The organism is Chitinophaga sp. G7 BAM 1005, from assembly GCF_057126945.1.
In genome coordinates this window covers 4,463,654-4,487,330 of the sequence record NZ_CP181478.1, presented here as the reverse complement: position 1 = coordinate 4,487,330, position 23,677 = coordinate 4,463,654, and the positions used below count along the sequence as shown (strand labels likewise).

25 protein-coding genes are annotated in these 23,677 nt (G+C 42.4%); 20 read left to right on the top strand and 5 right to left on the bottom strand.

Annotation, left to right across the window (positions count from 1 at the left end):
* Positions 1–34: 34 nt before the first annotated feature.
* Together ACMXI2_RS17795 and ACMXI2_RS17790 are read left to right on the top strand one after the other, a co-directional pair.
* A complete protein-coding gene (locus tag ACMXI2_RS17795; RefSeq protein WP_483777431.1) occupies positions 35–829 on the top strand; it encodes a hypothetical protein in 795 nt (264 codons plus the stop codon).
* 27 nt (positions 830–856) lie between these two features.
* Complete coding sequence (locus ACMXI2_RS17790) at positions 857–1,609, top strand: hypothetical protein (protein WP_483777430.1); 753 nt, start codon at positions 857–859, stop codon at positions 1,607–1,609.
* 291 nt (positions 1,610–1,900) lie between these two features.
* Here the strand turns inward: ACMXI2_RS17790 and ACMXI2_RS17785 are convergent, their stop codons facing one another.
* The 4 genes from ACMXI2_RS17785 to ACMXI2_RS17770 form a co-directional block, all read right to left on the bottom strand.
* The gene (locus ACMXI2_RS17785) at positions 1,901–2,152 is read right to left on the bottom strand and encodes an MbcA/ParS/Xre antitoxin family protein (protein ID WP_483777429.1); all 252 of its coding nucleotides are present in this window, start codon (positions 2,150–2,152) and stop codon (positions 1,901–1,903) included.
* Positions 2,153–2,244: 92 nt separating this feature from the next.
* Entirely contained in the window at positions 2,245–3,606 is a 1,362-nt protein-coding gene (locus ACMXI2_RS17780; RefSeq protein WP_483777428.1) for a RagB/SusD family nutrient uptake outer membrane protein, read from the bottom strand.
* 13 nt (positions 3,607–3,619) lie between these two features.
* Entirely contained in the window at positions 3,620–6,829 is a 3,210-nt protein-coding gene (locus tag ACMXI2_RS17775) for a SusC/RagA family TonB-linked outer membrane protein (protein ID WP_483777427.1), read from the bottom strand.
* 34 nt (positions 6,830–6,863) lie between these two features.
* The gene (locus ACMXI2_RS17770; protein WP_483777426.1) at positions 6,864–7,442 is read right to left on the bottom strand and encodes a TlpA family protein disulfide reductase; all 579 of its coding nucleotides are present in this window, start codon (positions 7,440–7,442) and stop codon (positions 6,864–6,866) included.
* A gap of 287 nt (positions 7,443–7,729) precedes the next feature.
* Here ACMXI2_RS17770 and ACMXI2_RS17765 point away from each other — a divergent pair, with 287 nt between their 5' ends.
* The 9 genes from ACMXI2_RS17765 to ACMXI2_RS17725 all read left to right on the top strand — a co-directional run bounded on the left by ACMXI2_RS17765 (position 7,730) and on the right by ACMXI2_RS17725 (position 14,544).
* Positions 7,730–8,062 (top strand): helix-turn-helix domain-containing protein, encoded by a 333-nt coding sequence (locus tag ACMXI2_RS17765; RefSeq protein ID WP_483777425.1) that lies wholly within the window; start codon positions 7,730–7,732, stop codon positions 8,060–8,062.
* 11 nt (positions 8,063–8,073) lie between these two features.
* Positions 8,074–8,490 (top strand): helix-turn-helix domain-containing protein, encoded by a 417-nt coding sequence (locus tag ACMXI2_RS17760; RefSeq protein WP_218376571.1) that lies wholly within the window; start codon positions 8,074–8,076, stop codon positions 8,488–8,490.
* The gene (locus ACMXI2_RS17755; protein WP_483777424.1) at positions 8,487–8,894 is read left to right on the top strand and encodes a helix-turn-helix domain-containing protein; all 408 of its coding nucleotides are present in this window, start codon (positions 8,487–8,489) and stop codon (positions 8,892–8,894) included. Before ACMXI2_RS17760 ends, ACMXI2_RS17755 begins: the two co-directional genes overlap by 4 nt.
* A gap of 38 nt (positions 8,895–8,932) precedes the next feature.
* On the top strand, positions 8,933–10,129 hold the full coding sequence (locus ACMXI2_RS17750) for an IS256 family transposase (RefSeq protein WP_483777423.1): 1,197 nt from the start codon (positions 8,933–8,935) through the stop codon (positions 10,127–10,129).
* Between the two features lie 614 nt (positions 10,130–10,743).
* On the top strand, positions 10,744–11,973 hold the full coding sequence (locus ACMXI2_RS17745) for a hypothetical protein (protein ID WP_483777422.1): 1,230 nt from the start codon (positions 10,744–10,746) through the stop codon (positions 11,971–11,973).
* A gap of 23 nt (positions 11,974–11,996) precedes the next feature.
* Positions 11,997–12,302: a hypothetical protein gene (locus tag ACMXI2_RS17740; RefSeq protein WP_483777421.1), complete on the top strand. Its 306-nt coding sequence runs from the start codon at positions 11,997–11,999 to the stop codon at positions 12,300–12,302.
* Between the two features lie 12 nt (positions 12,303–12,314).
* A complete protein-coding gene (locus ACMXI2_RS17735) occupies positions 12,315–13,040 on the top strand; it encodes a hypothetical protein (RefSeq protein ID WP_483777420.1) in 726 nt (241 codons plus the stop codon).
* A 91-nt stretch (positions 13,041–13,131) separates the two neighbouring features.
* The gene (locus ACMXI2_RS17730; protein WP_483777419.1) at positions 13,132–13,995 is read left to right on the top strand and encodes a HEPN domain-containing protein; all 864 of its coding nucleotides are present in this window, start codon (positions 13,132–13,134) and stop codon (positions 13,993–13,995) included.
* Between the two features lie 21 nt (positions 13,996–14,016).
* Positions 14,017–14,544 carry a hypothetical protein gene (locus ACMXI2_RS17725; protein ID WP_483777418.1) on the top strand — a complete coding sequence of 176 codons (528 nt, stop codon included), beginning with the start codon at positions 14,017–14,019 and terminating at the stop codon, positions 14,542–14,544.
* Here the strand turns inward: ACMXI2_RS17725 and ACMXI2_RS17720 are convergent.
* Positions 14,541–14,972 carry a hypothetical protein gene (locus tag ACMXI2_RS17720; protein WP_218376563.1) on the bottom strand — a complete coding sequence of 144 codons (432 nt, stop codon included), beginning with the start codon at positions 14,970–14,972 and terminating at the stop codon, positions 14,541–14,543. The two genes, ACMXI2_RS17725 and ACMXI2_RS17720, sit on opposite strands and share 4 nt — an antisense overlap.
* A gap of 270 nt (positions 14,973–15,242) precedes the next feature.
* Here ACMXI2_RS17720 and ACMXI2_RS17715 point away from each other — a divergent pair, with 270 nt between their 5' ends.
* From ACMXI2_RS17715 to traJ, 9 genes are all read left to right on the top strand, one after another.
* Positions 15,243–16,112: an RteC domain-containing protein gene (locus ACMXI2_RS17715; RefSeq protein ID WP_483777417.1), complete on the top strand. Its 870-nt coding sequence runs from the start codon at positions 15,243–15,245 to the stop codon at positions 16,110–16,112.
* Positions 16,113–16,529: 417 nt separating this feature from the next.
* Complete coding sequence (locus tag ACMXI2_RS17710) at positions 16,530–16,961, top strand: hypothetical protein (RefSeq protein WP_483777416.1); 432 nt, start codon at positions 16,530–16,532, stop codon at positions 16,959–16,961.
* A 215-nt stretch (positions 16,962–17,176) separates the two neighbouring features.
* Positions 17,177–17,512, top strand: coding sequence for a DUF4134 domain-containing protein (locus ACMXI2_RS17705; RefSeq protein ID WP_483777415.1), 336 nt, complete (start codon positions 17,177–17,179; stop codon positions 17,510–17,512).
* Between the two features lie 5 nt (positions 17,513–17,517).
* On the top strand, positions 17,518–17,850 hold the full coding sequence (locus tag ACMXI2_RS17700; protein WP_483777414.1) for a DUF4133 domain-containing protein: 333 nt from the start codon (positions 17,518–17,520) through the stop codon (positions 17,848–17,850).
* A gap of 40 nt (positions 17,851–17,890) precedes the next feature.
* A complete protein-coding gene (locus ACMXI2_RS17695) occupies positions 17,891–20,332 on the top strand; it encodes a TraG family conjugative transposon ATPase (protein ID WP_483777413.1) in 2,442 nt (813 codons plus the stop codon).
* 18 nt (positions 20,333–20,350) lie between these two features.
* The gene (locus ACMXI2_RS17690) at positions 20,351–21,022 is read left to right on the top strand and encodes a DUF2059 domain-containing protein (RefSeq protein WP_483777412.1); all 672 of its coding nucleotides are present in this window, start codon (positions 20,351–20,353) and stop codon (positions 21,020–21,022) included.
* Positions 21,023–21,028: 6 nt separating this feature from the next.
* A complete protein-coding gene (locus ACMXI2_RS17685) occupies positions 21,029–21,643 on the top strand; it encodes a hypothetical protein (RefSeq protein ID WP_483777411.1) in 615 nt (204 codons plus the stop codon).
* A 4-nt stretch (positions 21,644–21,647) separates the two neighbouring features.
* The gene (locus ACMXI2_RS17680; protein WP_483777410.1) at positions 21,648–22,298 is read left to right on the top strand and encodes a TerB family tellurite resistance protein; all 651 of its coding nucleotides are present in this window, start codon (positions 21,648–21,650) and stop codon (positions 22,296–22,298) included.
* 31 nt (positions 22,299–22,329) lie between these two features.
* On the top strand, positions 22,330–23,619 hold the full coding sequence (gene traJ, locus ACMXI2_RS17675; protein ID WP_483777409.1) for a conjugative transposon protein TraJ: 1,290 nt from the start codon (positions 22,330–22,332) through the stop codon (positions 23,617–23,619).
* Positions 23,620–23,677 lie beyond the last annotated feature (58 nt).

Genomic DNA, 23,677 nt, shown 5'->3' with positions numbered 1-23,677 from the left:
TAAAAAGATTATATTTATGTAAATCAATAAAAAGATGGATGGCGAGAAAAATGAAAGGGTAAAAATGGCTAATATATTGAGTGGCGCTAAAGCCATAGCAAATCCATTGGCCGGTTTGCATGAAATGCAAGAGCGACTATCTAACGCTATTAGTGAGTTTCAACAAACAATGCAGGATACATTCAAGAAGGCAGCGGAAGCGCATGAGGAAATGGAGCGGGCATTACAAAGGGCGATGAATGTTGACCTTTCATTCATTGCGCCGGTATTGCAGGAACTTTCGCAATTCGGATGGTATCTGAATTTAGGAATGAATGTTGCGGAAGTTGCTGGCGCAAAGCGAGTTTTAGCATCCGGTGACGAAAACAAACTGAATCTGTACATGGCCGAGTTAATAAAAGAGGAGCTGATAGAAGATATAGGCAGGATATGTAAGCGCCACCCTAACAGATCCGATGCCATCGAGCAGGCATTGAAGGCGCATGAGGCCGGTCTGTTCTACGCTTCTATGCCAGTTTTATTTGCACAAATTGATGGCCTGTCCTACGAATTGACGGGGTATAAGTTTTTCGATAATGACCGCAGAACTTATGAACCAGAAATAGCAAAGTGGGTTGCTGCCAACGCCGGAACTTCCAGCCTGGATGTTGCGTTTCTTTCTGTCTTGCTGGACAAAGGTGCTTTTCAGAAACACAGAAATAACCCTAACCGGATTTCATTCACAAGGCATAGTATTTTGCATGGAGAAACTACTGATTATGGAACTGAAATAAATTCTTTGAAAGCGTTTTCCTTGCTCCTGTTTTTAAGTGATATGTGTACACCATAAATTTCTGTAATAAATTATAGCGATCATATGCAACAAACTGTAATTCCCGACGACGACGGAAAGGGATTTGTTCTCGGATTTGAAGGTGGTGATGTTGAGTTCATAAATCCATTAGACTATTATTCTGACTGGCATAAGAAGAAAACGACTGCCCTTAATAAAACATTATTGTTCCACAAAAACCCGATACTTGCCAGCCATATTTCCGAATCCTTCTATGAGAAGAAAGCAGTAGAAAGTTGGAATGAGATTCATGAGAAAATACTGAAATCAGACATACCGCCTACTCTTATACAGGTTTTGGAATCAAAATCTAAAAGGGAGCAGGAACAATTGATGAAGAAAACCGAATTTAATGCTTTTCAGTTTTGTTCGTTTTTGTTTAAAGCGCATGATGAACATGGTTATACTTTCAGTAATTATCTCACCGAACAACTTCCGAAAAATGTTGATCCTGAAGAACTGCCTCTTTTTATTCAAGTGAATGAAGACGGCACTGTTAAGAAAGCAGGAGAAACTACAATGAGCGAAGGGCAATTAAAAGCTGTGGTGAATTTCAGGCGTGTAGTTGTTGCTAAGTTTCTGGATAGAGGAAATGAATGGCATTGTTTTTTCGTAGTATATCGCAGCTTGCGGGGAGAAGAAAGCTGGCGGGGTGGGCAACCTCATTTCCATTATATTTCCGATAAGTGGGGTCATTCCCGCGAGGATGTTGTAGCAATGTTCAAGGGTGAGAAGTACCCTACAACATCAGTTCATATTCCGTATCATGATAAGTGAAGTAATGAGTTATTAGAAAATGGAAGGTATAAAGTTTACTGATAGACGAGGCCGTAGTGTTGAAGTATCAAAGCCTAGTGGTGCCGGGGGAACTCCTACTATGTAACTGTTAATAGGTTCCATTATGGACAGATCGTAAAAGTTTTGGGTAACAAATGGGTTGCCTATCCGAACAGTAAAGATTTACCCTCTGCGTATTGGGATGAGTTGGTGAAATGGGTGGAGGAAAACGAACAAAGAATCAACAAAGAGGGCGGCCTACCAGCCGCCCTCTTTGACACTATATCCTGATCACACTGTATTCGTATTTCTAAGTGTAAACTGGTAACTTTTTTTGCAATACAGGTCAGCGTGCCATCTTTCCGCCAGTTTGCGTTTTAGAGCATATTCTACAGCCATTACACCTGGGTAGGTTTCAAGTACCTCTAACGGTTTCCGACCTGACAATTCCCGGCACGGGGTTCTAAGCCATAGGTTCGCCTGCTGATGAGTGGAAATCGCATTGTAAAGCAAACTAAATACTTCTACATATTTGATGAACATGAGAAATTGTAAAATCCTACCAACGCGGAGTAGTTTTGTTTCGCAGTTTTTTCTTCTAAGAATCTTGTCATTGTAACCCTTTTTCCTTCCGATTATGGATTCTGTGGTACTTTATCGCTCACTACGTCTTTTGGAAGTGGCAATGCGAAGTATGGATCATTAGGAGAGAGTTTGTAAATCGTTCCAGCAACATTGCGCTGTGGAGAAATATTGTGGCCCTCCTTGTTAAGTCGTTTTATGTCCACCCATCGTACCCCGCGCATGTAGAGTTCTTTGCGGCGTTCATCGAGAACCATTAGAAGTGCTTCCTTACTGCTGGCAGGCTCAATTACCGGCGGGTCGCTCGATTCATTCCACCGGGCTGTCAGTAATGCACGAAGGTCAGATACGGCCTGTTCTACCTGACCGGTTCTGGCCGCTCCTTCCGCCCGTATCAGATATAGTTCATCAGTGGCAATGCCTGTGAAGTATTGCCATTCATTACCGGTGTAACTGCCTTTGAAATGGTAAATGGTGTCCTCCTTCGTGTAGAAAGCCGCAAGGCGGAGATCCTGCGGGTTATACAACTTTATGAGATTGGAATCAACGGCTATGCTGGAAGGATTGATAATATAATTAGTGGTTGTCATTTCCGAATAAAATAATATTTCTTTATTGAACATACGGAAAGGAACTTGCTCGGTGATGCTGCCGTTTATGTCGGTATCGCCATTGAAGTTCATAAGGTCGCTTTTTATTCGCAGGGCAGCATCCGCATAGAAATAGGCACTATCATAAATGCGCATAGAAAGATACGTCCGGGCCAGCAGACCATATGCAGCCGCTTTCGATGGCCGCATTGGAAGCAGCGGTAGATCGGGCAGAAGTGCGGCTGCCTCTTTCGCGTCGTGTAACACCTGGTCATACGACTGCTGCACTTTCGCCCGTTCACTAGGTTCATTGAAGTCAGAGGTCTTGCGTAATACGATGCCTAAATCGTTTGCTGCCGTGGATGCGTCATATGCTGGTGCAAAAGTCCAGAGCAATTGCTGATAGTAGTAACTGCGAAAGAACAGGGCAGCGCCCTTTATTTGGTTCCATTCTGCCGTGTTGCCGGACGCAGGGATTTCTTGTAGCTGTTCCAGACAGAGATTGGCGACAAAGATCGGCTCGTATGCTATAGACCAATCATTTTGAAAGACGTACTCTTTTACCTTCCATGTGTAGATTCGTTGCAGCTCCACTTCAATATTACCGAATTGTGCGCCGGGCAGAAAGTAATCATCACCGGATGCTTCCCCGAAATTGGGAGTTCGTTGCATGTTCATGCGATTGGAATTGTCCAGTAGCGCCTGAAGGTCAGTGAGGCTTTTCGGAACAGTCAGCGTATCATCAGGCTGAACCTCTAAATATTTGCTGCATCCGAGAAGGCCACCCAAAAGGCCAATGAGAAATATTTGTGCGATAATTTTCATGATTATATGTTTTTTAAAATGAGGCACGGATGCCTGCTGAGAATGTTTTAGGTGTCGGTAACCCATTGGGAAAATCAGGATCAAGGTTATGGTCATTGGCCCGCCATAAGATGCCCAGGTTAGCAACATTGATGTAAAGCTGTATTTGTTTCATAGTAGTGATCCCGAAGGGTCGCACCGGTGTATATGTCAGGTTGATGTACTGTAGCCTGATATGGTCGCCTTTAAGCGCATTGATAGTACTATAAGCATAGAACATATCACGGGTTCCATCTGCGGGATAATTAAAAGCAGGTACCGTGGTACGGCTTTCATCACCGGGAAGCTGCCATCGATCTGCATACTCTTTATTGCCCATCGATCCGGCAATCATACCGGAATAGGAAATAGCCGGTTTGCGAAAATAGTAGCCGAGTTTGTACGCGATATTTATCGCTAATTCAAAATTGGCGTAAGTGAAAGTGTTAATTAAACTGCCGGTAGATGTTGGTATGGATGAGCCTACATAAACGATGCTTGGCCGATCTCCATCTTTCCCGGAGGTCGATGCCAGCATTGCTGCATAGTCGGTGCTTATTGCACCATTCAAATAGCCCTGCGGGTTTCCTTCTCCGTTAAGCCCCGCCCACTGGAAGGCTGCAATTGCATACAATGGCTTTCCGATCACCGGAGTGATGCTTCTGCCTCCGCTCAACAAGGTATTGATCGTTTGAGCAGATTCATCAAAGTATTTTGTCGTTTTATTACTGACGTAGTTGTATATCGCTGTGGTATTCCATTTCAGCTTTCCTTTGAGGTTATTGCTATTCAGTATCACATCGATGCCATTACCTCGCATGTCTGCGACGTTAGCGATAATGAAATTCGATGCCCCCCATGCAGTGTAATCGTATGGCATCGGCCCGTACAGATCGGAGCCTAGTTTGCGGTAGTAATCGATGCTACCGGACAGGAAGTTGTTAGAGAATTGTACACCGATATTCAGTTGTTTAACGATTTCCCAACGCAGTCGCGGGTTGTTCAGCGTGGAAACAGTGGCAATAGGCAGGTTTGTGAGAGGATCAACGGAATATACAGCGACCGGCAATGCAGTGCGTGTAAGATCAACATTACCTGATGTTCCATAGGTGGCCCTGAGTTTCAACTGTGGGAGCCACTGAAGCCTATAAAACCCTTCCTGAGAAATATCCCATCCAAAGCCCGCAGACCATAGTGGTTTCCACCGATCATTTGTTTTCACTCCAAAAGCATTGCTTCCATCGCGCCGTGTACTAAGGGAGAAACTATATTTTGCTTGGTAGGAATAGTTCAGATTGGCGAAAAGAGAAGCAAAGCGATTCGTCGTACTGGTCGACAGCCCTGCATCAGAAATAATTTGGTTTCGACCTGTAATGAACGTTGGGTAGGGATTGATGAAATCCATTTTTGCATATGATAAGGGCTGCGCGTTATATCCGTAATAGATATTTTTGTAACTGTCGGCTTCAATATCCTGAATCTCAGCCCCGGCAAGTGCTACTATGCTGTGGTCTTTCCAGCTCCGGCTGAAATCAATTTGACCACGCAGGTTCTGGCTGCTTCGGTTGGTGAAGGTTGTACGGAGAATATCGCCTACAGGCACAATATGGGTTACTTCACCCGTGGATCGGTTAACCTGGCTAAATAGATTTATGGTGTTTCTGGCATCAAAACTATTAACCCCTGACAGGCTTTGCAGGTTGGTACGCTGCCGCTGGTACTGATATAAGATGCTGCCCTGCAGAAATGGTAGTATTTTGTAGGTGGCTGTGATATTTGCGATTATCTCGTCTGTTCTTGTTGTCGCCCTGCGTTGGTGGTATTCGTCCAGCGGGTAATATTTCCAGTCGAGTAATTGACCTGCCCCTGCCGTATCTACATAGCTATCCCGATAGTATTTCGGAACAGGCAATGATTTACCGGCTGCATCAGCAAATGAAAGATATGGAGCATATCTTCCATTTACACTTGCTACTGTACCGAAACTCTCTTTGCCGCTGGTCGCCTTGCTATTAGTGTAGTAGGCGTTCACATCGACCTGTATTTTTTTGGAAAGTTTCATCGAATTGGATAGATGCAGGTTTACTTTGTCATAAGCGGCGCTCAGGTTATCGATATTTCGGTCATACGATCCGGCGAGTAACCATGTCATACTACTGCTACCTCCTGAAAGGCTCAGTGAATATTGTTGAGTGATGGCAGGGCGGTAAAAATGTTCCTGATACTGAGCTTTGCTGTCTTGTGCTTGCAATGCTGAAACCTGCGCCGCGCTATCAGCAGCAGAGATCAAGCCGCTTTTCCGCTTCTGTAGCACTTCGATTAGTGGTGGAACTGGTACGTACCGGCGGTTCAATGTAGTGTTGAAGTAGTTTTTACCGAATAAGAATGCTTCAAGTCCCATGTAGTCTTGTATGCTCATATCCCGGAGGGTAGAAAGATCGGGCTTGTCCTGAACGATCAAGCCAGAAGAAAGGGAAATGGTTGGTTTTTGATTATAGCGTCCTTTCTTGGTTGTAATGACGATCACACCATTCCCGGCCCTAGCTCCCCATATGGAAGCGGCAGCGGCATCTTTAAGAACAGTGATATTTTCAATGTCGTTCGGATTGATATTTGAAATATCACCCTGAAAAACGAAATTATCCAGTACAATTAATGGGTCTAACGATCCGTTGATTGTACTTAATCCACGGATATTTATTCCGGTTCTATTGTTGTTACTGTTGGCATTACCATAGCCGGGGTTAACGTTGAGGCCCGGCGTAACATTCTGTAGCCTGTTAAGGATGTTGGTTCCGGTTTGCTGGTTTAGTACCTTATTGTCGATAAGGGCAAATGAGCCGTTGACCTGGTTGGGCTTTACTCGCTGGTAGCCTGTACTGATCGTAACCTGCGAAAGTTCTGTCGCAATAACATTCATCACAATATCTAATGATTCGCCCGGCTTTGTGATGGGCATCCGAAGTGGGCTGTAGCCGATATGTGTAAAGGTCAGGGTATCGGGTAGCTGTGATATGGATAGGTTGAAAGTACCATCGTTTCGTGTGGTGGTTCTGATGCCGCTTTTCTGTGCCGATACCGAAATACCAGCCAGCGGCAGTTGTTCATTTGAATATACACGCCCCCTTATCTCTACACGGGTTGTCGGCTGTGCCGACGCCACAACGGTAAATAAAAAGAAAAATCCTGCTAAAATCAATCTCATTGAAAAATGTGTTTTGGTGAAAAATGGTGTGGTGTCAGTTATCCTTGTTGTACCTGTCGCCTTTAATCGGTTCTTTTAGTATTTTTCCACTCAGTGCTTTTCGTATGTTGGTGGCCGTGATTGCCTCGGAGCCGGTAATGGCCAACACTTTTCTATCGCCCGAAATCCAAACGTAATGTGGCAGGAATATGTGAGGGAATAATTTGAATGCTGTTGTATCATTGATGGCAGTGCGAAGCGCAAACTGTTGGCCCTTCATTTTCTGCCAGCGTTGGAAGAAATTAGTTAGTTGACGGGCGCTGTCCTGGGTAGAACGTATGCTGTTGACCAGCAGGAAGATTACCTGTCCTTTATATTGGTTTTCTAAAGAATCGCTTTTAGGGAACATGCGGATGCAGCTTCCGCACCATGTAGCCCAAAAGTCGAGGATCACCAGCTTTCCAGTATAGTCACTGAGCTTGACAGGTATGCTTTTCTTCCAGAGCATAAATGAAATATCCGGTACCGTGTCGCCAACAGATAACGGAGCGTGTTTAGCCGGATGGAGATCCTGAGCAAAGGAGTATCGTGCCGGCCACACAAGGGCCAGCGCAATGAAAAGAAGTAACTTCATGCGCGATTGTGAATTAATTAAGAGATATTATAATATATGGGCTTTTGCCATGCCAGTTGCCTTTCCCCGATCTTAATAAACTGTGATTGTGCGTATGGTTAGGGAATTAGTATTCTAGGCAAATTATGCGATGTTGTGCAACTTTTGTGCGATTTTCGGTTGACTTTAACTGGAATTTGGTTGACTTTTACTATATTGTGGTTAAAATATAAAGTATGGTTTCAAATTCCCCGGAGGTTAAATCGAATAAACATCATGGAAGGAATATCCAAAAAATTAGGGTTTACATGAGCGTTAAGCAGGAAGCCCTAGCTGCTGATCTTGGGTTATCGCAACAAGGCATTTCTAGTTTGGAAAAACAAGAGGTAATTGACGACGATATGTTATCAAAGGTGGCAGATGTATTGGGTGTATCGGCGGAGATGATCAAAGAATTTGACGAAAAGAATGTAATAAACAACATAAATAATGTACGTGATTGTACCTTTTCTGACAACTCGATAAATTCAGTCGCGGGCACCTTCAATCCCGTCGAAAAAATCGTTGAATTGTATGAAAGGCTGCTGACAAGTGAAAGGGAAAAAGTTGAAATTTTAAAGAAAAATGATAACAGTAATTAATTTAGCACAATATGGAAAAAACATTAAATAGCACAAATACTGCTCATATAGGCCGAAAAATAGAACGGGTGAGGCGGTTACGAGGATTCTCTCAAACTCAACTTGGGGAAAGGCTTGGTATGTCAAAACAGGCTGTTTCAAAATTGGAACAGACGGAAAAAATGGATGACGATAAAATAAGAAAGGTAGCCGAAGCCCTTGAGGTAACGGAAGAAGGGCTAAAAAATTTCCATGAGGAACGTGTATTGTATAACACTATTAACTTCTACGATTCAAGCGGAGTATCAGCATCGGGAATTTGCTCGAATAATATTGAGAACTTGAACACATTCGATATTCATCAAGCAATGTCATTGTACGAAAAGCTCATTGCTGGAGAAAAGATAAAAGCGGATAAATTGAGAAACAAGAAATCAGGCGATCAATGACAATAGAAAAACCTAAGACTATAAGGCATTTGGGAAGGAGAATAGGAAGCATTCGCCGGTTGCGAGGCATAACAGAACATGAATTTGCTATTGCCCTGGGGGTAACAGCTCAGGAAGTATCAATGCTGGAACAACTTGAAAATTTGGACGTTGACAGGATCAGAGAAATTGCCTCAGCGTTGGGGGTAACAGAACAGGGGTTGCTTGAATATAATGAAGACATGGCACAGTTTAATACGATCAACTTTTATGAAAATTGTGGAGTGAACACAAATGCTGTGGCAAATTACTATCATCACACGGTAAACAATAGTCAATATGAAAAACTTACAGAAACACTAGAATTGATACTTAAAAGACACTGTAACAGAAACTGTGTAAACATAGGAAATCGGAGTTCGTAAGATCTTCGATTTTTTTATTTTTAAACTTTACACAGACAATGAAAGCAGAAGAATTCTTATCAGACGATTTTTTGAAGCAATTTAAGACGGGTAAGCAACTTAACGACTTCCTGGGTCAAATCCAGAAAAGGGCCATTGAAAAGATGCTGGAAGGCGAACTGGACGGGCATTTAGGCTATGAGAAGAATGAACAGAGCGACAGCAAAAACGCCCGCAACGGATACGGTAAGAAGAAGGTCAGGACCAGTTACGGGGAATCGGAGATCAAGGTGCCACGTGACCGGGATGCCAGCTTTAACCCGATGATCGTTCCCAAGCGGGAAAGTATGGTAGAGGGGATTGAGGAGGTAATTGTGTCTCTATATGCCAAAGGCATGAGCGTAAGCGATATCGAGGAGCAGATAAAGGATGTTTACAAGTTTGAAGTCTCTACCGCGACCATCAGCCGGATCACCTCCCGGGTGGCCGAGGACATCGTTGCCTGGCAAAATCGCCCGCTGGAACCCGTTTATCTGATCGTGTGGATGGATGGGATAGTGTTTAAGGTACGGGAGAACAGCAAAGTTGTCAATAAAACGATTTATATAGCTGTCGGGCTACGTAAAGACGGCTACAAAGAGGTGTTGGGGATGTGGCTGGGTAAGAACGAATCGGCTGCTTATTGGATGACGGTATTGACCGATATAAAGGCTCGCGGGGTGGAGGATATCCTGATCACGGCAACCGACAATCTGGGCGGCTTTACCCAAACGATCCGGGCCGTATTCCCCCAATCTTCCACCCAGATCTGTGTTGTTCACCAGATCCGCAATAGTTGCCGCTATGTGGTCTGGAAAGACAAAAGGGCGTTTACCCAGGATATGAGGGACATTTATGCGGCGCCTACCCGCCAGGCCGCTCAGGCCGCCCTGGATAGCTTGGAGAGCAAATGGGGCAGCAAATATGGCTATGCGATCAAAAGCTGGAAGGATAATTGGGAAGAACTGACCGTTTTCTTCGACTTCCCCATCGAAATCCGTCAAATCATTTACACTACAAACCTGATCGAAAACCTTAATGGAAAGATCAGGAAATACACTAAAAACAAACTCTCTTTCCCCACGGATGAAGCGGTGCTTAAATCCGTCTACCTGGCCTTACGGGAGGTGACAAAAAAATGGACAATGCCTATAAGAAACTGGGGCATTGTCCTGGATCAGTTTTTAACTATTTTTGAAAACAGGATCAAAATATAGCTCCTGCTACGAACTCTGATTTTTGAAACTTACACAGTTACTGAGATAGTCCCACTTAAAAAGCTCGATGCAAAGTCGAGCTAAAACAAACTATATCCCCTTCATTCCCAAACTACACTTCCCTCTAATTCATTCAGCTCACCTATCAATCGATGCAGTTCCCGCTCGCTTATCAATAATCTTTCGTATAGTTCTACAATCTTAATCATATATACATCAGGGCAAAAATTGTCCTGCTTAGGACATTTAAGAACGATGTTGTTGAATACTGAATGGGGCATCTGAAGCAACCAGACAGGAACCTGCAATACAGCAGCAATGTGATTCAAAGTCGATATATCTATCTTCCTTCTGTTTTCCATATAGGAAACTCGTTGTTGATTCCAGTCTTTACCCAACTTCAGTGCCATTCGGCTCTGCCGCAGCCCCATTATTAGCCTTAGCCTCCTAACATTTTCTCCTTCATTTATAGTTGAATTTGTCATAAGCGAATAAAACCTCCACAAGTATATGATTTTCAACTTTTGTAAAAGTCAACCGGTTAGTGGTAAAATACAAAATTGAAAATTCTGCTTTCAGTTTGAGAACGCCGTGATTTGCGAGAAACAAAAATCATGGTTACAACTAAATCATTTCCGAAAGCTGCATCTAACATTGTGGCAATCCCATTTGACAAAGACAAGGGTATATCGACGGAACAATTGATGAAGCATTGCGTGGATGCTGAATTAATAAACGAGTTCCATTCTCCTTCCATTAAATTCATTCAATACAGAAACCATCAGCTTGTATTGAAATGCACTTTTTTTACAGGCGACTATGATGTAAAGTTTAAAGCAACTGAAAAAGAACTACAGGTTACTTGTAGCTGCAAAGGAAAGCACACCGGTGTTTGCATCCATATTTGCAAAACCGTTGCAGTAATAGTAAGTAGATACGGGAAATGCTATTTCGCTCAGTTGTTGCCGAACCGTCAGTTTGATCTTGCTTTTAAATACCAATATGGATTTGACAAGATCGAAACTGAAAGCGGGATCTACTTAATGCAAAGGAAGGAGGTAATGCAGTTGTTTCCTTTCGATAAGCCAAATTTTCCTTTCGCCCTGGACGATATATTATCACTTAAAGTTCCCTCAGAAAAGAAGATGCCGGAGAAGCGAGAAGCGGTTGCCTTCTTATTAATGTTACCATACGCAGGAAAACAACCACCCTTTATAGTTCCAGCATCGGGTAAAATGAGCAAGTCTAATGATAGAATCACATCATGGACTAAGTTTTTACCTGTATTGGATGAAGAAGCTGAAAAATCGATCAGTGTACATCAGCTTGACCTCGTTATAAAAGGATCACAGTTGCGAGAGCGGTCTGAAGAATTTGGGAGGGAAAATAACTATTCCAGAATGCCTAAGTGGAATCAAAAAATGCTGGCAGCCTTTAATGAATGGAAAAACATCTATCCATTGTTGCAGAATGAAATCTTCGTTTATTCATATACATACTTCGGAATTAGAGCGATGAAAATGCGACCATCAAAATCTCATGCTAGTAGAATCACGGTTTCAGTGGAGAAACCTGAAGTGTATTTTAAAATGGTTTATACAAAGGAACGATTTCAACTAACTATGGGGATTAAAATAAACGGCAGGCCATTATCATCATTTGACGCTCACTATCCCTTCTTTGTAATCCATCAGGGAACCTTGTATATGTTCGATACGTATCAGGATGCGGCGATTGCGCAGTGGATGGTCAATGCTGGTCACATCACAATTTATAAGGAGTATAAGAAAGAAGCTGCTGAGGAAATAATAGAACCGCTGGCACAGAGATATACACTTTTATAGAGAATAAAAAATCCCATCTAATTATGACCGAAAAAACTGAAGGAAAGAAAAAGAAGCATTTAAAGGAGCTGCACTATCGGCAGTCTAGGATGCAGGAAAATAATGTTTTTTCTCCAATGGAAGCCGTGGATTCGTTTTTCAGCAATTTCACTTTACAGGAAGCCAGAAGCCACTTATGGGATTTCTACCACTCTTTCGTTGGTTACTATTGTAGGGAAGGAACACATCATGAGAATGCAGCGCAAGCTATTTTCTTTTATACTGAAACTGAGATGCTGATTGAAGCCGCTTGGTTAATCCGAAACGAAAAAGGCAACCCAAAACGTTAAAAAACACTCCTTATGAATTATGCTGATGATCTGGACTTCGATTACTCCAATGATGATTTATACAGAAGTCGCAACGATAAGGAACGCCCGAACGGGAAACGAGGCAGACCAAAAAAGGAAAATCCAGGCGTTCCGACAAAGCCGGGTAATTGGAGATCATTGGGTGTACGACCTAAGTATGATCCCGTAACAAATGAACCTACATCCCCCTCTACTTTGGAGGAAAGGAATCGTTATACCATTGCTCCGCTGCCTCTGCAAAGATTCCAGAGTGAGCCAGTAGAAAGTGTGGCGCGAAGAAAAAGAGTGGGCCGCCCACCGGGAAGTAATAACCGTAGCAAAAAGCGATATGCTGTCGATCCGCCGGAAAATACCGACTATGAGGAAGCCCCTATATTTTCGCCCTCGTATCGAAATCAAACAGAACCACATCGGGAGCGTTACACTACTCCGTCAAACGCGGGATGCTCGTCACACCGAAGTGCTTATAATATACTCGGAGATTTGCAAACCACTATGGAGGATGTTTTGATAAAGATCAGAAATGAAGTAATGGAACAATGTGACTGGTCTATTTCTACTTACTATCGGAAACAGCATACTGATGCTAAACTATCAAACGCAGAGGCAGATATGATTGGATCGCTTGTACGTGAGAATATGGAGATACTCAGCTCGCGAGTTGCTGACCTTATTGGTAAGATCAGGCCCATCAAAACGCCGGAAGGCACTGCGTAGCTTGCTATTCCTCGATAATGAAAGATAGAAATAGCAACAGCACATTTTAAAAGTAAAATAATTGAATACTTATCATTAAATCAATTTAGATATGCGACCATTTAATTTATTCAGCACTCACAACAGTTTGTTTCAGAATCCGCAAACAGAAATTGTAAGGATCATAAAGAACTCCGTAGCCACAGAATTAATTTATTTACTCGGTTCGTCATTGTACCAACGACGAACAGAAACGATCTTTAATTGTACATCTCCTGCATCTCATTACATGGGTGATTATTTTCTTTTTGTTATAATAAAAGATGGAGAAGGTAGGCGTATGAGTGAATGGGAGGACATTTTAGAACAGCGGTGTGCGCATATTGCAAGAGTGACAATAATTGTGATGGAGTTGCTGCCATTCGTGGAAAAGTATAAAGAGGGTAACATATTCGCAACATCGGCACATAGCGCAGGTGCGGTTTTCTATGACGCTGGAAATGTGGAGTTGCCGGATTTGAATAATATTAAAGTAAAAGCACCACGCGACGGTCAGAAAGAGTACAAAAAAACAGTCCATCGAGCAAAAGAATTTCTCGCCGGTGCCGAACTCTATCTTGCTCGTGAAGAAGGTGAACTTGCAACTTTCATGATACATCAGTGTTTTGAGCAATCACTTAAAACGCTTGTATTAATTGGCAGCGGCTTCGTTGTAGATACCCATAGTATTGATCGGTTACTAAGGTATGCCGGATTGGTTACGTATCGTTTGCTGGAAGTTTTCCCTGTTGACCAGGCAGACAGTAAAAAGCTGCTGGAAACGTTGCAAAAATCATATGTAGGTGCGCGATACGCTTATGACTTTTCTCCTCCTATGCTGTATGTCCTGAAATTGAAGGAGAAGGCCCAACTGGTGCTGGATATACTTATAGATGCAGGAAAGTCGGGGCTTTTGGATGTTCCTGAGCAGGAATAATATTGTAAATTTGATAGCAACATGGAAAAGCCAAATTTTCAGGGTAAGAAGTATTCGCTATGTTTTCAGCTATCAGGAAAGCGAAAGAAGATCCTACGGACGGTATTCGAGTATTTCGATCTTGATGGGCTGAAAGAACAGTTGGAGTACTGGAAGTATGCTGCTTTGGTGAATGAGATTGGCATGTATGATAGCGGCAACGAGCGAAGGCAATTGATCGAATTTTGTGCAGATTTGGAAAAGGTAATTGAAGTTTTTTATGTTATGAGTAAGCATAAGAAAAAGCAGTTGCAGCGTATACCTGCTGAATACAAAAAAGAATGGAAGAAATTTAATCGGTGTACGATTCTCAAAAAAAATGAAAAGAGCAATCTTGAAGGTGTATTGAAAATGTTTTCAGAAAAGCACATTCGGTTGTATGCTTTGGCTGAGGTTACGGATATGTTGGAAGCCGTGGTTACATTAAAGGAGCCTGACGACAGAAATAGGCATTCATCTATATCGTTTTTCCTTTGCATAAACGCATTACTGAATTTGATTTATGCCTAAACTTGCCGAATATGCAACCAAAGGATCGTAGCAATCTTTTCAGCATTGCTCCACTTAATAACCTCTTCAGTAACGTACTCAACGGATGGCATAATACCTCTTGCTTCGAGTAATAGTATAAATTGTTCGTCTTCCTTTAACCGCTTCATGATCCGAACTATTCGTTTCGTGAAGCGGTAGTTTATTGGTGTGTTTTCTCGCATTATTTTGAAAGTAGCATGAGGTGAAATATCTACTTTGAAGAATTTCAAAAGCTCATTGCCCAAAGCATCGCACAGCTCCATAAATCTTGCCTTACTTGGTGAGGCAATTTTATCATTGGTGCAAATACTATAATCGGTTACAATCATTACAAATTCTATAAATTCCTCTTTACTCCCTCTCCACATAATCGCTCCTTCTGGAATATCATTGCTATTTATATCCATGTCAGGAATATTTAAGGTATATCTACAGCATACAAAAACTATGCTTATAGCTATCTACATGCTTAAAATTTATCCACTTCTGATTTTGGTACAACTTCGTCAAAGTATCGTAACTGCCAACTGAAATTTAAGAAAATGAAGGTCAAATAAAACGCAGTAAAAAAATTGCCGATTTGCTGTTTTTAATTTCCTTTTTGCTATAGGTAAAAATCTCATTTGCACAGCATTTGCGGTGAATACATTGTATATAAAGTTAAAAAACTATTCCCTATGCAGAAGCAGCGATATTCAAATTATGTATCGCTCCATAGCGAAATGGTAAATGAGCTGGAAAGGATAGAGAAAGAAGGTCTTAGCCCAATTGAATATGCACGCCGTGGAATTGAAACAGCGAAATTTGCTTTGGAGCGTTTAAGGCAACACGTTATCGAACATGGGTTTGCCGATGAAGAAACGGAAATTTCTTTTTTTAAGGAAGTGAAGCCTCAGTTTATGAGCAAATTAATTTTCTTTCAGAAACTTTATGATCTGGAAGTGAAACGACCGTTGAAGGTAGACAAGATTAATGCAGGTAAATATTTCAGGGGTGAGATACGCAAGGTGAAGAAACATTACAGGAAAAATGCCGCTCTATACTCTTACCACAAGTCAGGACAAACGCTGATGGACAAGGTTTATTTTCTCAGGCGGTCAGGCGATTTGCAATACACGGAAGATTCCTACATGATAGTAGATACCTCTTTCCAAACTCTACATGATAGTACAATTTCAGAATTTGTTGCTGATGAAGCCTACTGTGATTATCTATATAGGCAGTTGGCTTTAGTGGATACGGTGCAACAAACTTTGGGTTTTATACAAAGTCAACCGAGTAAAGGATTGCGTTGGACTGGTTCAAAAACTGCCCTTACGGAACTTATTTACGCACTGTATAGTGCAGGCGTATTAAACGATGGAAATGCGGATGTAAAAGATATTGTTGTTGAAATTTCGCAAGCATTTAATATCGACTTAGGAAATTTCTACCGCACCTTTCAGGAAATCCGGTTAAGGAAGAAGGATCGCGTTTCTTTCTTAAATCAATTGATAGATCGGCTCGAAGATCGAATGAACTATTGGGATGAGAATCCGAAACAATAGTAGCACCAGGACACTGCTGTAAATCAGATAGAAATCTAGCTTATGCCACATAAGTCCGTTACTATGGCGGCTTTTTCGTGAAACAATGTAAAAATCCCACTTCGGCCCGAAGTGGGATTTTTTATTGCTCCCATTCGTGACCGATGTATGCGTGTATTGTATGTATATATGGTGAATATGGATGCACGCATTCTTTTCCCGGTATTTTCTGCCGGGATATTCTGGCTACTGTAAGAGGATGTATACGTGCGCGGCAGGGTATATATAAATATATGTATGCACGCATGTTTCCTGCTCACCTAAAGGTTTCTACTGAGCCTATCCAATTCTGAATATTTATTTCCACCACTTCGGTTCATAGTGTGAAAAACAGGTTGTGAACTATATCATTTTTGTGTAGCAATAAAACGATGCACTATGATAACATGGACAACTTACCTGTTGTGGCTATGCTTACTGCTGGTAATCTATTATGCAATTGTTCTCTTTTTCTTTCGCGCGAAAGGTGGTTCTATTCTGAAAAAGAAAAGAAAGGTTGATGAGAAGAAGGCAGTTGACAGTGTTCTTTTTAAAGAGAAGGAAGGCGATAGTGAAAATCAGGATGCAGCTACTATGGCACCGGTTCATTCACTTGTAGATGAACTACAGGCTCTGGTCAGCCAAGCAGGAAAAGAAGGAATGAATAAGTGGGATTTATCCAGCAGTATAAAGATGCTGTTAAGGAAGTATCCCAGGACTAAGGGAAGCATTTACCAAAATGGAATTACGAATCTAATCGAAGTTATTGCTGAAAGTCAGTGTGGCATTCATTTCAGCGCGGATGAATTGAGTGCTATGTGGGATGAGTGAACGCCACATTAGAAACACTCGTCGGCACCTGTGTGCAGGAAAACCAAGTGCGAGGGGTTAGGTGCGGAGTGTTTCTTTCCAGTCACGCAGCTAGTTGTCTGCGTTCGGCCCTGCCGTTACCTGATAGTGTTGAATGGTTTGTGAAATCGGGTCAGGTAGTGCGCAGGGCCTTTTTATGCCCATACTTTTTTGATAACAATAAAAGCGAAGTGTGTATGAAAATGAAGATGATTGATCGCTTTGGTAAGCGGCTGCTGCATGGGTCGGTGATGACAGCAGTTTCAGTAATGGTTACTGTATGCGTATATGCGCAAGACGGTAAAGCCGGTATTCAGGAAGCTAACACCAAAGTGCGTGGATACTTTGATGTTGGATGTGATCTTATGTATGCTGTAGGTGCAATACTCGGATTGATCGGGGCCGTCCGCGTGTATCAGAAATGGTCGAACGGGCACCCCGACACAGGTTCCACAGCCGCCGCGTGGTTCGGTAGCTGTGTTTTTCTCGTTGTTGTAGCGACGGTGTTAAAGTCATTCTTTGGCATAAACTGAGTAAGATGGCAAACAGTGTATACAAAATCAATAAGGGAGTTAATAATGCGATTGAGTTTAAGGGTCTGAAAGCTCAGTACATATGGTATCTCGGCGGCGGCTTGGTTTTGTCGTTACTACTGTTTGCCATACTCTATTTGGCTGGTGTGAACTCCTACATCTGTATTGTTCTAGTGGCTGGTCTTACGGTATTTCTCTTTATGCACGTCTACAAGTTAAGTAATAAGTATGGTGAGCATGGGATGATGAAGAAAATTGCCAGAAGGGGAATACCGAAAGTCGTAAAGAGTAACGACCGCATTGTTTTTAAAGGGCAATCAGTTTCTAAGCGGAAGTGATGCTCTTATTTCTAAAGGTAGATGAAAATGATTTGTGAAGATGGAAAAGTGGCTGAAAGATATTTACCCCATAGCGGATATTGAGCATAATTGCATACTTAGTAAGCAAGGGGATATAACAATTGCGTTTCGGGTTGATCTACCGGAGATATTCACTGGTCATTCAGAGGACTTTGAAACATGGCATCAGGGGTTGATAAAGGCAATAAAGCTCTTGCCGAAGAATACGGTATTTCATAAGCAGGACTGGTTTGTTAAGAATCGGTATAAAGGTAGTTTCTCAGATGCAGACAGCTTCCTGAAAAAACGCAGTCAGGAGTACTTCAACAACCGCCCCTTTCTGGATCACCGGTGCTATATCATGATTACAAAGCGGTCGTCCGCCCGTAAAGGATCTACCTCTCTTATGTCAAACCTCATAAGACCGAATATAGTTCCGGCGCAGACGCTGAGCGAAGTTGCATTACAAGAGTTTGAAGATGTTGCGGGACAGTTTCAGAAAGTGTTGGGTGATATTGGTATAATCTTGAACCGTTTGAGTGATGATGAGTTGAAAAGCCATGATCGGAGTGCGGGCCTACCGGAGAAATATATTTTTCTCCTGGATAAAGACGACGAGCTGATGGTGCAGGATGTTGAGCTTCGAGATAAGGTTATGATCGGAAAGAAGCGTTGCCAGCTATTTACCTTATCCGGTAACGATAGCTTACCCTCCTTCTGCGGTTCACGGATCAACTATGACAAGTTTAGTACCGACCGAACAAAGTTTTCAATTGGCTTTGCTTCTCACCTCGGTTTGCTGCTTCCCTGTAATCATATCTATAATCAGTATATAATCATCGATGATGCGCAGCAGACGCTCAAAAAGTTTGAGAGCAAGCGTCTACGGTTGCAGTCTTTAGCTGCATACAGCAGGGAGAATGCTATCAGCCGGGATGCCGTAAATGAGTTTTTAAATGAGGCGATCAGCCAACAGCGATTACCTGTTAAGGCGCACTTCAATGTTTTGGCCTGGTCTGAATCACCGGAGGAAGAAAAAGATATTCGTAACCTTATCACTTCCGCGTTGGCGCAAATGGATGCCGTCGCAAAACAGGAAACAATCGGGGCTGCTCAGATTTTTTGGAGTGGTATTCCCGGTAATGCTGCCGATTTCCCGGCCAACGATACGTTCGATACGTTCGCGGAGCAGGCTTGCTGCTTTCTGAATTTGGAGAGCAATTATCGGTCTGATGATCCGAAGGAAAGTATTCGTTTCTGTGATAGGCTAACAGGTAAGCCGGTATTTGTCGATCCATACACAGCGCCACGTATGAAGGGCATCAGCTCCAACATGGGAACGCTGGTTTGCGGAACATCAGGCGGGGGTAAGAGCATGACGGTAAACCACATGCTAAATTCCATGTATGAGCAGGGAGCGCATTGTGTGATTCTGGATATTGGCGGCAGTTACCGGGGGCTGTGTGATCTTGTGGGTGGCTATTACTTTACCTACACAGAACAAAATCCCATTCGATTCAATCCGTTTTACATTCCAGAGGGGCAGGCGCTCGATACTGAGAAAAAGGAAAGCCTGAAATCATTGCTGGTAGCCTTATGGAAACAGGAAAGTGAATCCTTTAACCGGTCTGAATATGTCGCACTGTCCAATGCACTGACCGGCTATTACAAACATCTCGCTGGAAATGCCGATTTGTTCCCTTGCTTCAATACGTTTTATGAATATCTCCAGAACTTTTTCATTGACGAACTTAAACTTCACAGGCTTAAAGATCGTGACTTTGATATAGACAACTTTCTTTATGTGCTTCGTCCTTTTTATAAGGGTGGCGAATTTGATTATCTCCTCAATGCGGAAGGGAAACAAGACTTACTGAATCAGCGGTTCACAGTCATAGAGATGGACAATATAAAGGATCATCCGGTACTTTTTAGTGTTGTTACCCTGATCTGTATGGAGCTATTCATTTCAAAGGTTCGCAAGCTACATGGAATCAGAAAAGTATTCGTCATTGATGAAGCGTGGAAGGCCATTGCGAAGCCCTCGATGGCGGAGTTTACCAAATACGGGTTCAAAACGTTTCGGAAGTTCAATGGTGTTCCCATAGTCATCACTCAGGAATTAGACGATTTGATTTCTTCACCCGTAATAAAGGATGCAATCATCGCCAATGCTGATGTGAAGATTCTTATGGACATGAGGAAGTTCATGAATAAGTTCGATCAGTTGCAGGCCGTGCTTGGGCTGTCAGAAAAAGCGAAGTCCATTCTGTTAAGTGTGAATAAAGACAACCGTGAAATATTCATGGAGATCGGAGGGCAGATTGCCAAAGTATATAAAAATGATCTATGCCCGCATGAATATTTCGCATTCACTACAGAAGGCAGGGAACGTGTGAAGGTATTGGAGTATGCCGAAAGTCTTGGTAGTATGGAGAAGGCTATTGAACAAATGGTGCAGGATAGAAAAAAAATTGTGTAACGCCTAATCTCAATGTGTATGAAAAAGGTAGTTGTGGGGTTGGTTCTTTGTTTCTGTTTGGTGCTTGCACCAACTAAAAAGAGCCACGCGATTATATGGGAGGTCGCCCGTCAAGCATTGATTGCTGCAATCAAAGCTGCTGACCTGGCTGTACAGAGGTTGCAGAATAAAACGATTTGGTTACAAAATGCTCAGAAAGAGGTTGAGAATATACTCACGAAGCTCAAACTGGATGAAATATCGGATTGGACTAAAAAACACAAAGAGCAATACCAGCAATACTTCGATGAGTTAAACAAGGTGAAGCAAGCGATCAGCGGGTACAAGCGCGTGAAGGAAATTATTAATAAGCAAATCGCAATTGTTGATGAATACAACAAGGCGTTTGCACTGTTCCGTAAGGATAAGCATTTTACCGCTAAGGAAATTGATTACATGACGGAAGTTTATACAGGGATCATTGATGAGAGTTTGAAGAATATCGATAACCTGTTTCTTGTCATCAATTCCTTTGCGACCAAAATGACGGACGGGAAAAGAATAGAGATATTGAACGGTGTGGCTGAAAGTATCGACGTAAACCTGAACGATCTGCGATCTTTTAATAATGAGAATAAGAAACTGGTACTGCAACGGGCCAGAGATCAAAAGGATGTTGAGCAAATTAAATACATGTACGGCATAAAATAGTGTGTTATGAAAGTGGTGGTGTTTTTATGTGCTTTTATCGCTTTACATTCTTCGGCATATTCTCAGAACAATCAGATAAAGCTGTATATACAGCAGATCGCAGCCAATAAGGTCTATTTAGAGTACCTGCAAAAAGGCTATAAGATTGCCCGTCAAGGGTTGACTTTCATCGGTAACGTGAAGGATGAACATTTTACGCTCGACAAAGATTTTTTTCTTTCGCTAGAAACAATCAACCCAAAAATCCGGAATTATTCAAGAATAGCTGAGATAGTCAACTATAGCCTGTTTGTATCGGCGGATTTCAATAGAGTGCTGAAGGATATGAGGAATAGCAAGGTGTTCGCCGCATCGGAAGTGGACTATGTAACCGGTGTCCGAACGCGACTGCTGGTAAGCTGTGAGAATCTGCTGATGGATCTTGTGCCGTTGATCACCTCCGGGCAAATGGAACTAAGTGATGATGAACGCATCGAAAGGATTGATGCTATTCATGTGGACATGCAGGACTGCTATCTCTTTACAAAGAATTTTTGCACCTCCACAAAAGTACAGGTATTGCAGCGTCAGAACGAGTTGAGGGATGTACAAGTCATGAAAAAGGTAACAGAAAAAAAATGAGGCTATGAAAAGTGTTGTGTTACGTTTTGGCATCATGGCCTGCGGAATATTCATTGTATTTGCTGCGGTGCCGATCAGGAGCAATGCACAAGCAAAAGAGCTTGCTCAGTTGGCTTTGAATATTGAAAAGCTGGCACAATTCAAACAAATTTTATCTGATCTAAAAAAGGGATATGAAATTCTATCTGGCGGCTATAATACAATCAAGAACATCAGTGAGGGAAACTTTCAGCTACATAAGGTTTTTCTCGATGGATTAATGGAGGTGAACCCTGCAATCAAAAGGTATAGCCGTGTAGCAGATATAGTGGATTATCAGATTTCGCTGGTGAAGGAATATAAGAAGGCATTTCAATACGCAAAATCATCAGGCAGTTTTACGATTAAGGAGATTGACTATATGGGAAGGGTTTATGGACGTTTGTTCGATGCCTCCTTGCAGAATCTGGACGATCTTTTTACTGTGATAACGGCAAGCAACCTGCGAATGACTGATGAGGAACGACTGAATGCAATAGATAAAATTCATTCGGAAATGCTGGATAAGTTGACCTTTCTTCGGCATTTCAACAGCTCCAATTCCGTTATGGCTTTGCAGCGGATGAAAGAACAGAAGGAGGTTGATCGGATGAAAGCCATTGAGGGGTTTGAATAGGAAAATTTATGAATTATTGAAAACGTGATGTATGAAAGTGTGGTTAAAATCCTTGTTAGTCGTCATACTGATGGTTACAGTGCCTGTTCTAGCGTTTGCGCAATTAGCTGAGGCTGCTGGCGATATTAAAAGCCTGCATACAGTGCTTGACGAACTGTATAAAAAGTTAATGCCATTGTGCAAGGAGCTGATAAATGTGGGGCGTGGCATCGCTGGATTTGCAGCGTTATGGTATATCGCTGCAAGAGTTTGGGGGCATTTGTCCAGGGCGGAGCCGATTGATTTTTATCCATTATTCAGACCGTTCATAATAGGCTTTGCAATATTGATTTTCCCATCAGTGATTGCGATGATAAACGGTGTGATGCAGCCAACGGTGTTCGGTACTGCAAAAATGGTGGATAAAGCGGATGAATCTGTTGCGGCATTATTGAAGCAAAAGGAAGAAGCTATCAAGAAAACAGATGTTTGGCAGATGTATGTTGGCCCAACCGGTGAAGGTGATCGGGAGCGGTGGTACAAATATACACATGATGGACAGTCAAGTGAAGATGAAGGTTTCTTATCGAGCGTGGGGAATGACATTATGTTTGCTTTCGCCAAAGCATCGTATAATTTCAGAAATGCAATTAAAGAAGTGATAGCGGAAGTTTTACAGCTTTTGTTTGCTGCCGTGTCATTGTGCATTAATACGATGCGAACGTTTAACCTAATCATTCTGGCAATATTAGGGCCGCTGGTTTTCGGGCTTTCAGTTTTCGATGGATTCCAGCATACTTTAAAGCACTGGCTGGCCCGATACATCAATGTGTTCTTATGGTTGCCAATAGCACAGATTTTCGGAGCCGTGATAGCTACGATACAGGCCGAAATGCTAAAGATTGACTTAACTCAAATTGGTCAAACAGGCGACACTTTCTTTAGCAGAACGGATTTAGGCTATATGGTGTTTTTGATAATTGGAATCTACGGCTATACGACTATTCCAAATATTGCAAACCATATAATGTTTGTTGGCGGTGATGCTCTCACCGGCAAAATGACTGCTGCATTGGGGGGTGCTGCTGGTGCGGCGGCTGGCGCTGCAATGACGGGTGCGGGAATGGTTGGTCGAGCTGCTGGCGCTGCTGCCGATGGTTTCGGACATATGATGTTTGCTGATAACAATTCCGTTGAGGCTGGTTTGAAGAATCTTTACAATGCCCCGGATAATATTAAAGATGGATATAATTCTGGCAGTACAGGGAAAGGCATTGCCGCCAGTGCTGGCCGTGCATATGGGCATCTAGCCAATAAGTTGAAAGGGGGTGATACTTCATGAAGTAGGTACTTGGCAAATGATGGCTTGAAACAAAGTGTTGAAAGAAAAGTGAGCGTGT

Excerpts from the sequence above, each read along its gene's own strand:
- ACMXI2_RS17755 (WP_483777424.1), top strand. The coding sequence starts at position 8,487 with ATGACAATAGAAAAACCTAAGACTATAAGGCATTTGGGAAGGAGAATA.
- ACMXI2_RS17740 (WP_483777421.1), top strand. The coding sequence starts at position 11,997 with ATGACCGAAAAAACTGAAGGAAAGAAAAAGAAGCATTTAAAGGAGCTG.
- ACMXI2_RS17790 (WP_483777430.1), top strand. The coding sequence starts at position 857 with ATGCAACAAACTGTAATTCCCGACGACGACGGAAAGGGATTTGTTCTC.
- ACMXI2_RS17695 (WP_483777413.1), top strand. The coding sequence starts at position 17,891 with ATGGAAAAGTGGCTGAAAGATATTTACCCCATAGCGGATATTGAGCAT.
- ACMXI2_RS17770 (WP_483777426.1), bottom strand. The coding sequence starts at position 7,442 with ATGAAGTTACTTCTTTTCATTGCGCTGGCCCTTGTGTGGCCGGCACGA.
- ACMXI2_RS17705 (WP_483777415.1), top strand. The coding sequence starts at position 17,177 with ATGAAAATGAAGATGATTGATCGCTTTGGTAAGCGGCTGCTGCATGGG.
- ACMXI2_RS17725 (WP_483777418.1), top strand. The coding sequence starts at position 14,017 with ATGGAAAAGCCAAATTTTCAGGGTAAGAAGTATTCGCTATGTTTTCAG.
- ACMXI2_RS17690 (WP_483777412.1), top strand. The coding sequence starts at position 20,351 with ATGAAAAAGGTAGTTGTGGGGTTGGTTCTTTGTTTCTGTTTGGTGCTT.
- ACMXI2_RS17700 (WP_483777414.1), top strand. The coding sequence starts at position 17,518 with ATGGCAAACAGTGTATACAAAATCAATAAGGGAGTTAATAATGCGATT.
- ACMXI2_RS17795 (WP_483777431.1), top strand. The coding sequence starts at position 35 with ATGGATGGCGAGAAAAATGAAAGGGTAAAAATGGCTAATATATTGAGT.
- ACMXI2_RS17735 (WP_483777420.1), top strand. The coding sequence starts at position 12,315 with ATGAATTATGCTGATGATCTGGACTTCGATTACTCCAATGATGATTTA.
- ACMXI2_RS17780 (WP_483777428.1), bottom strand. The coding sequence starts at position 3,606 with ATGAAAATTATCGCACAAATATTTCTCATTGGCCTTTTGGGTGGCCTT.
- ACMXI2_RS17720 (WP_218376563.1), bottom strand. The coding sequence starts at position 14,972 with ATGGATATAAATAGCAATGATATTCCAGAAGGAGCGATTATGTGGAGA.
- ACMXI2_RS17680 (WP_483777410.1), top strand. The coding sequence starts at position 21,648 with ATGAAAAGTGTTGTGTTACGTTTTGGCATCATGGCCTGCGGAATATTC.
- ACMXI2_RS17685 (WP_483777411.1), top strand. The coding sequence starts at position 21,029 with ATGAAAGTGGTGGTGTTTTTATGTGCTTTTATCGCTTTACATTCTTCG.
- ACMXI2_RS17760 (WP_218376571.1), top strand. The coding sequence starts at position 8,074 with ATGGAAAAAACATTAAATAGCACAAATACTGCTCATATAGGCCGAAAA.
- ACMXI2_RS17745 (WP_483777422.1), top strand. The coding sequence starts at position 10,744 with ATGGTTACAACTAAATCATTTCCGAAAGCTGCATCTAACATTGTGGCA.
- ACMXI2_RS17715 (WP_483777417.1), top strand. The coding sequence starts at position 15,243 with ATGCAGAAGCAGCGATATTCAAATTATGTATCGCTCCATAGCGAAATG.
- ACMXI2_RS17775 (WP_483777427.1), bottom strand. The coding sequence starts at position 6,829 with ATGAGATTGATTTTAGCAGGATTTTTCTTTTTATTTACCGTTGTGGCG.
- ACMXI2_RS17785 (WP_483777429.1), bottom strand. The coding sequence starts at position 2,152 with ATGTTCATCAAATATGTAGAAGTATTTAGTTTGCTTTACAATGCGATT.
- ACMXI2_RS17750 (WP_483777423.1), top strand. The coding sequence starts at position 8,933 with ATGAAAGCAGAAGAATTCTTATCAGACGATTTTTTGAAGCAATTTAAG.
- ACMXI2_RS17730 (WP_483777419.1), top strand. The coding sequence starts at position 13,132 with ATGCGACCATTTAATTTATTCAGCACTCACAACAGTTTGTTTCAGAAT.
- ACMXI2_RS17765 (WP_483777425.1), top strand. The coding sequence starts at position 7,730 with ATGAGCGTTAAGCAGGAAGCCCTAGCTGCTGATCTTGGGTTATCGCAA.
- ACMXI2_RS17710 (WP_483777416.1), top strand. The coding sequence starts at position 16,530 with ATGATAACATGGACAACTTACCTGTTGTGGCTATGCTTACTGCTGGTA.
- traJ (WP_483777409.1), top strand. The coding sequence starts at position 22,330 with ATGAAAGTGTGGTTAAAATCCTTGTTAGTCGTCATACTGATGGTTACA.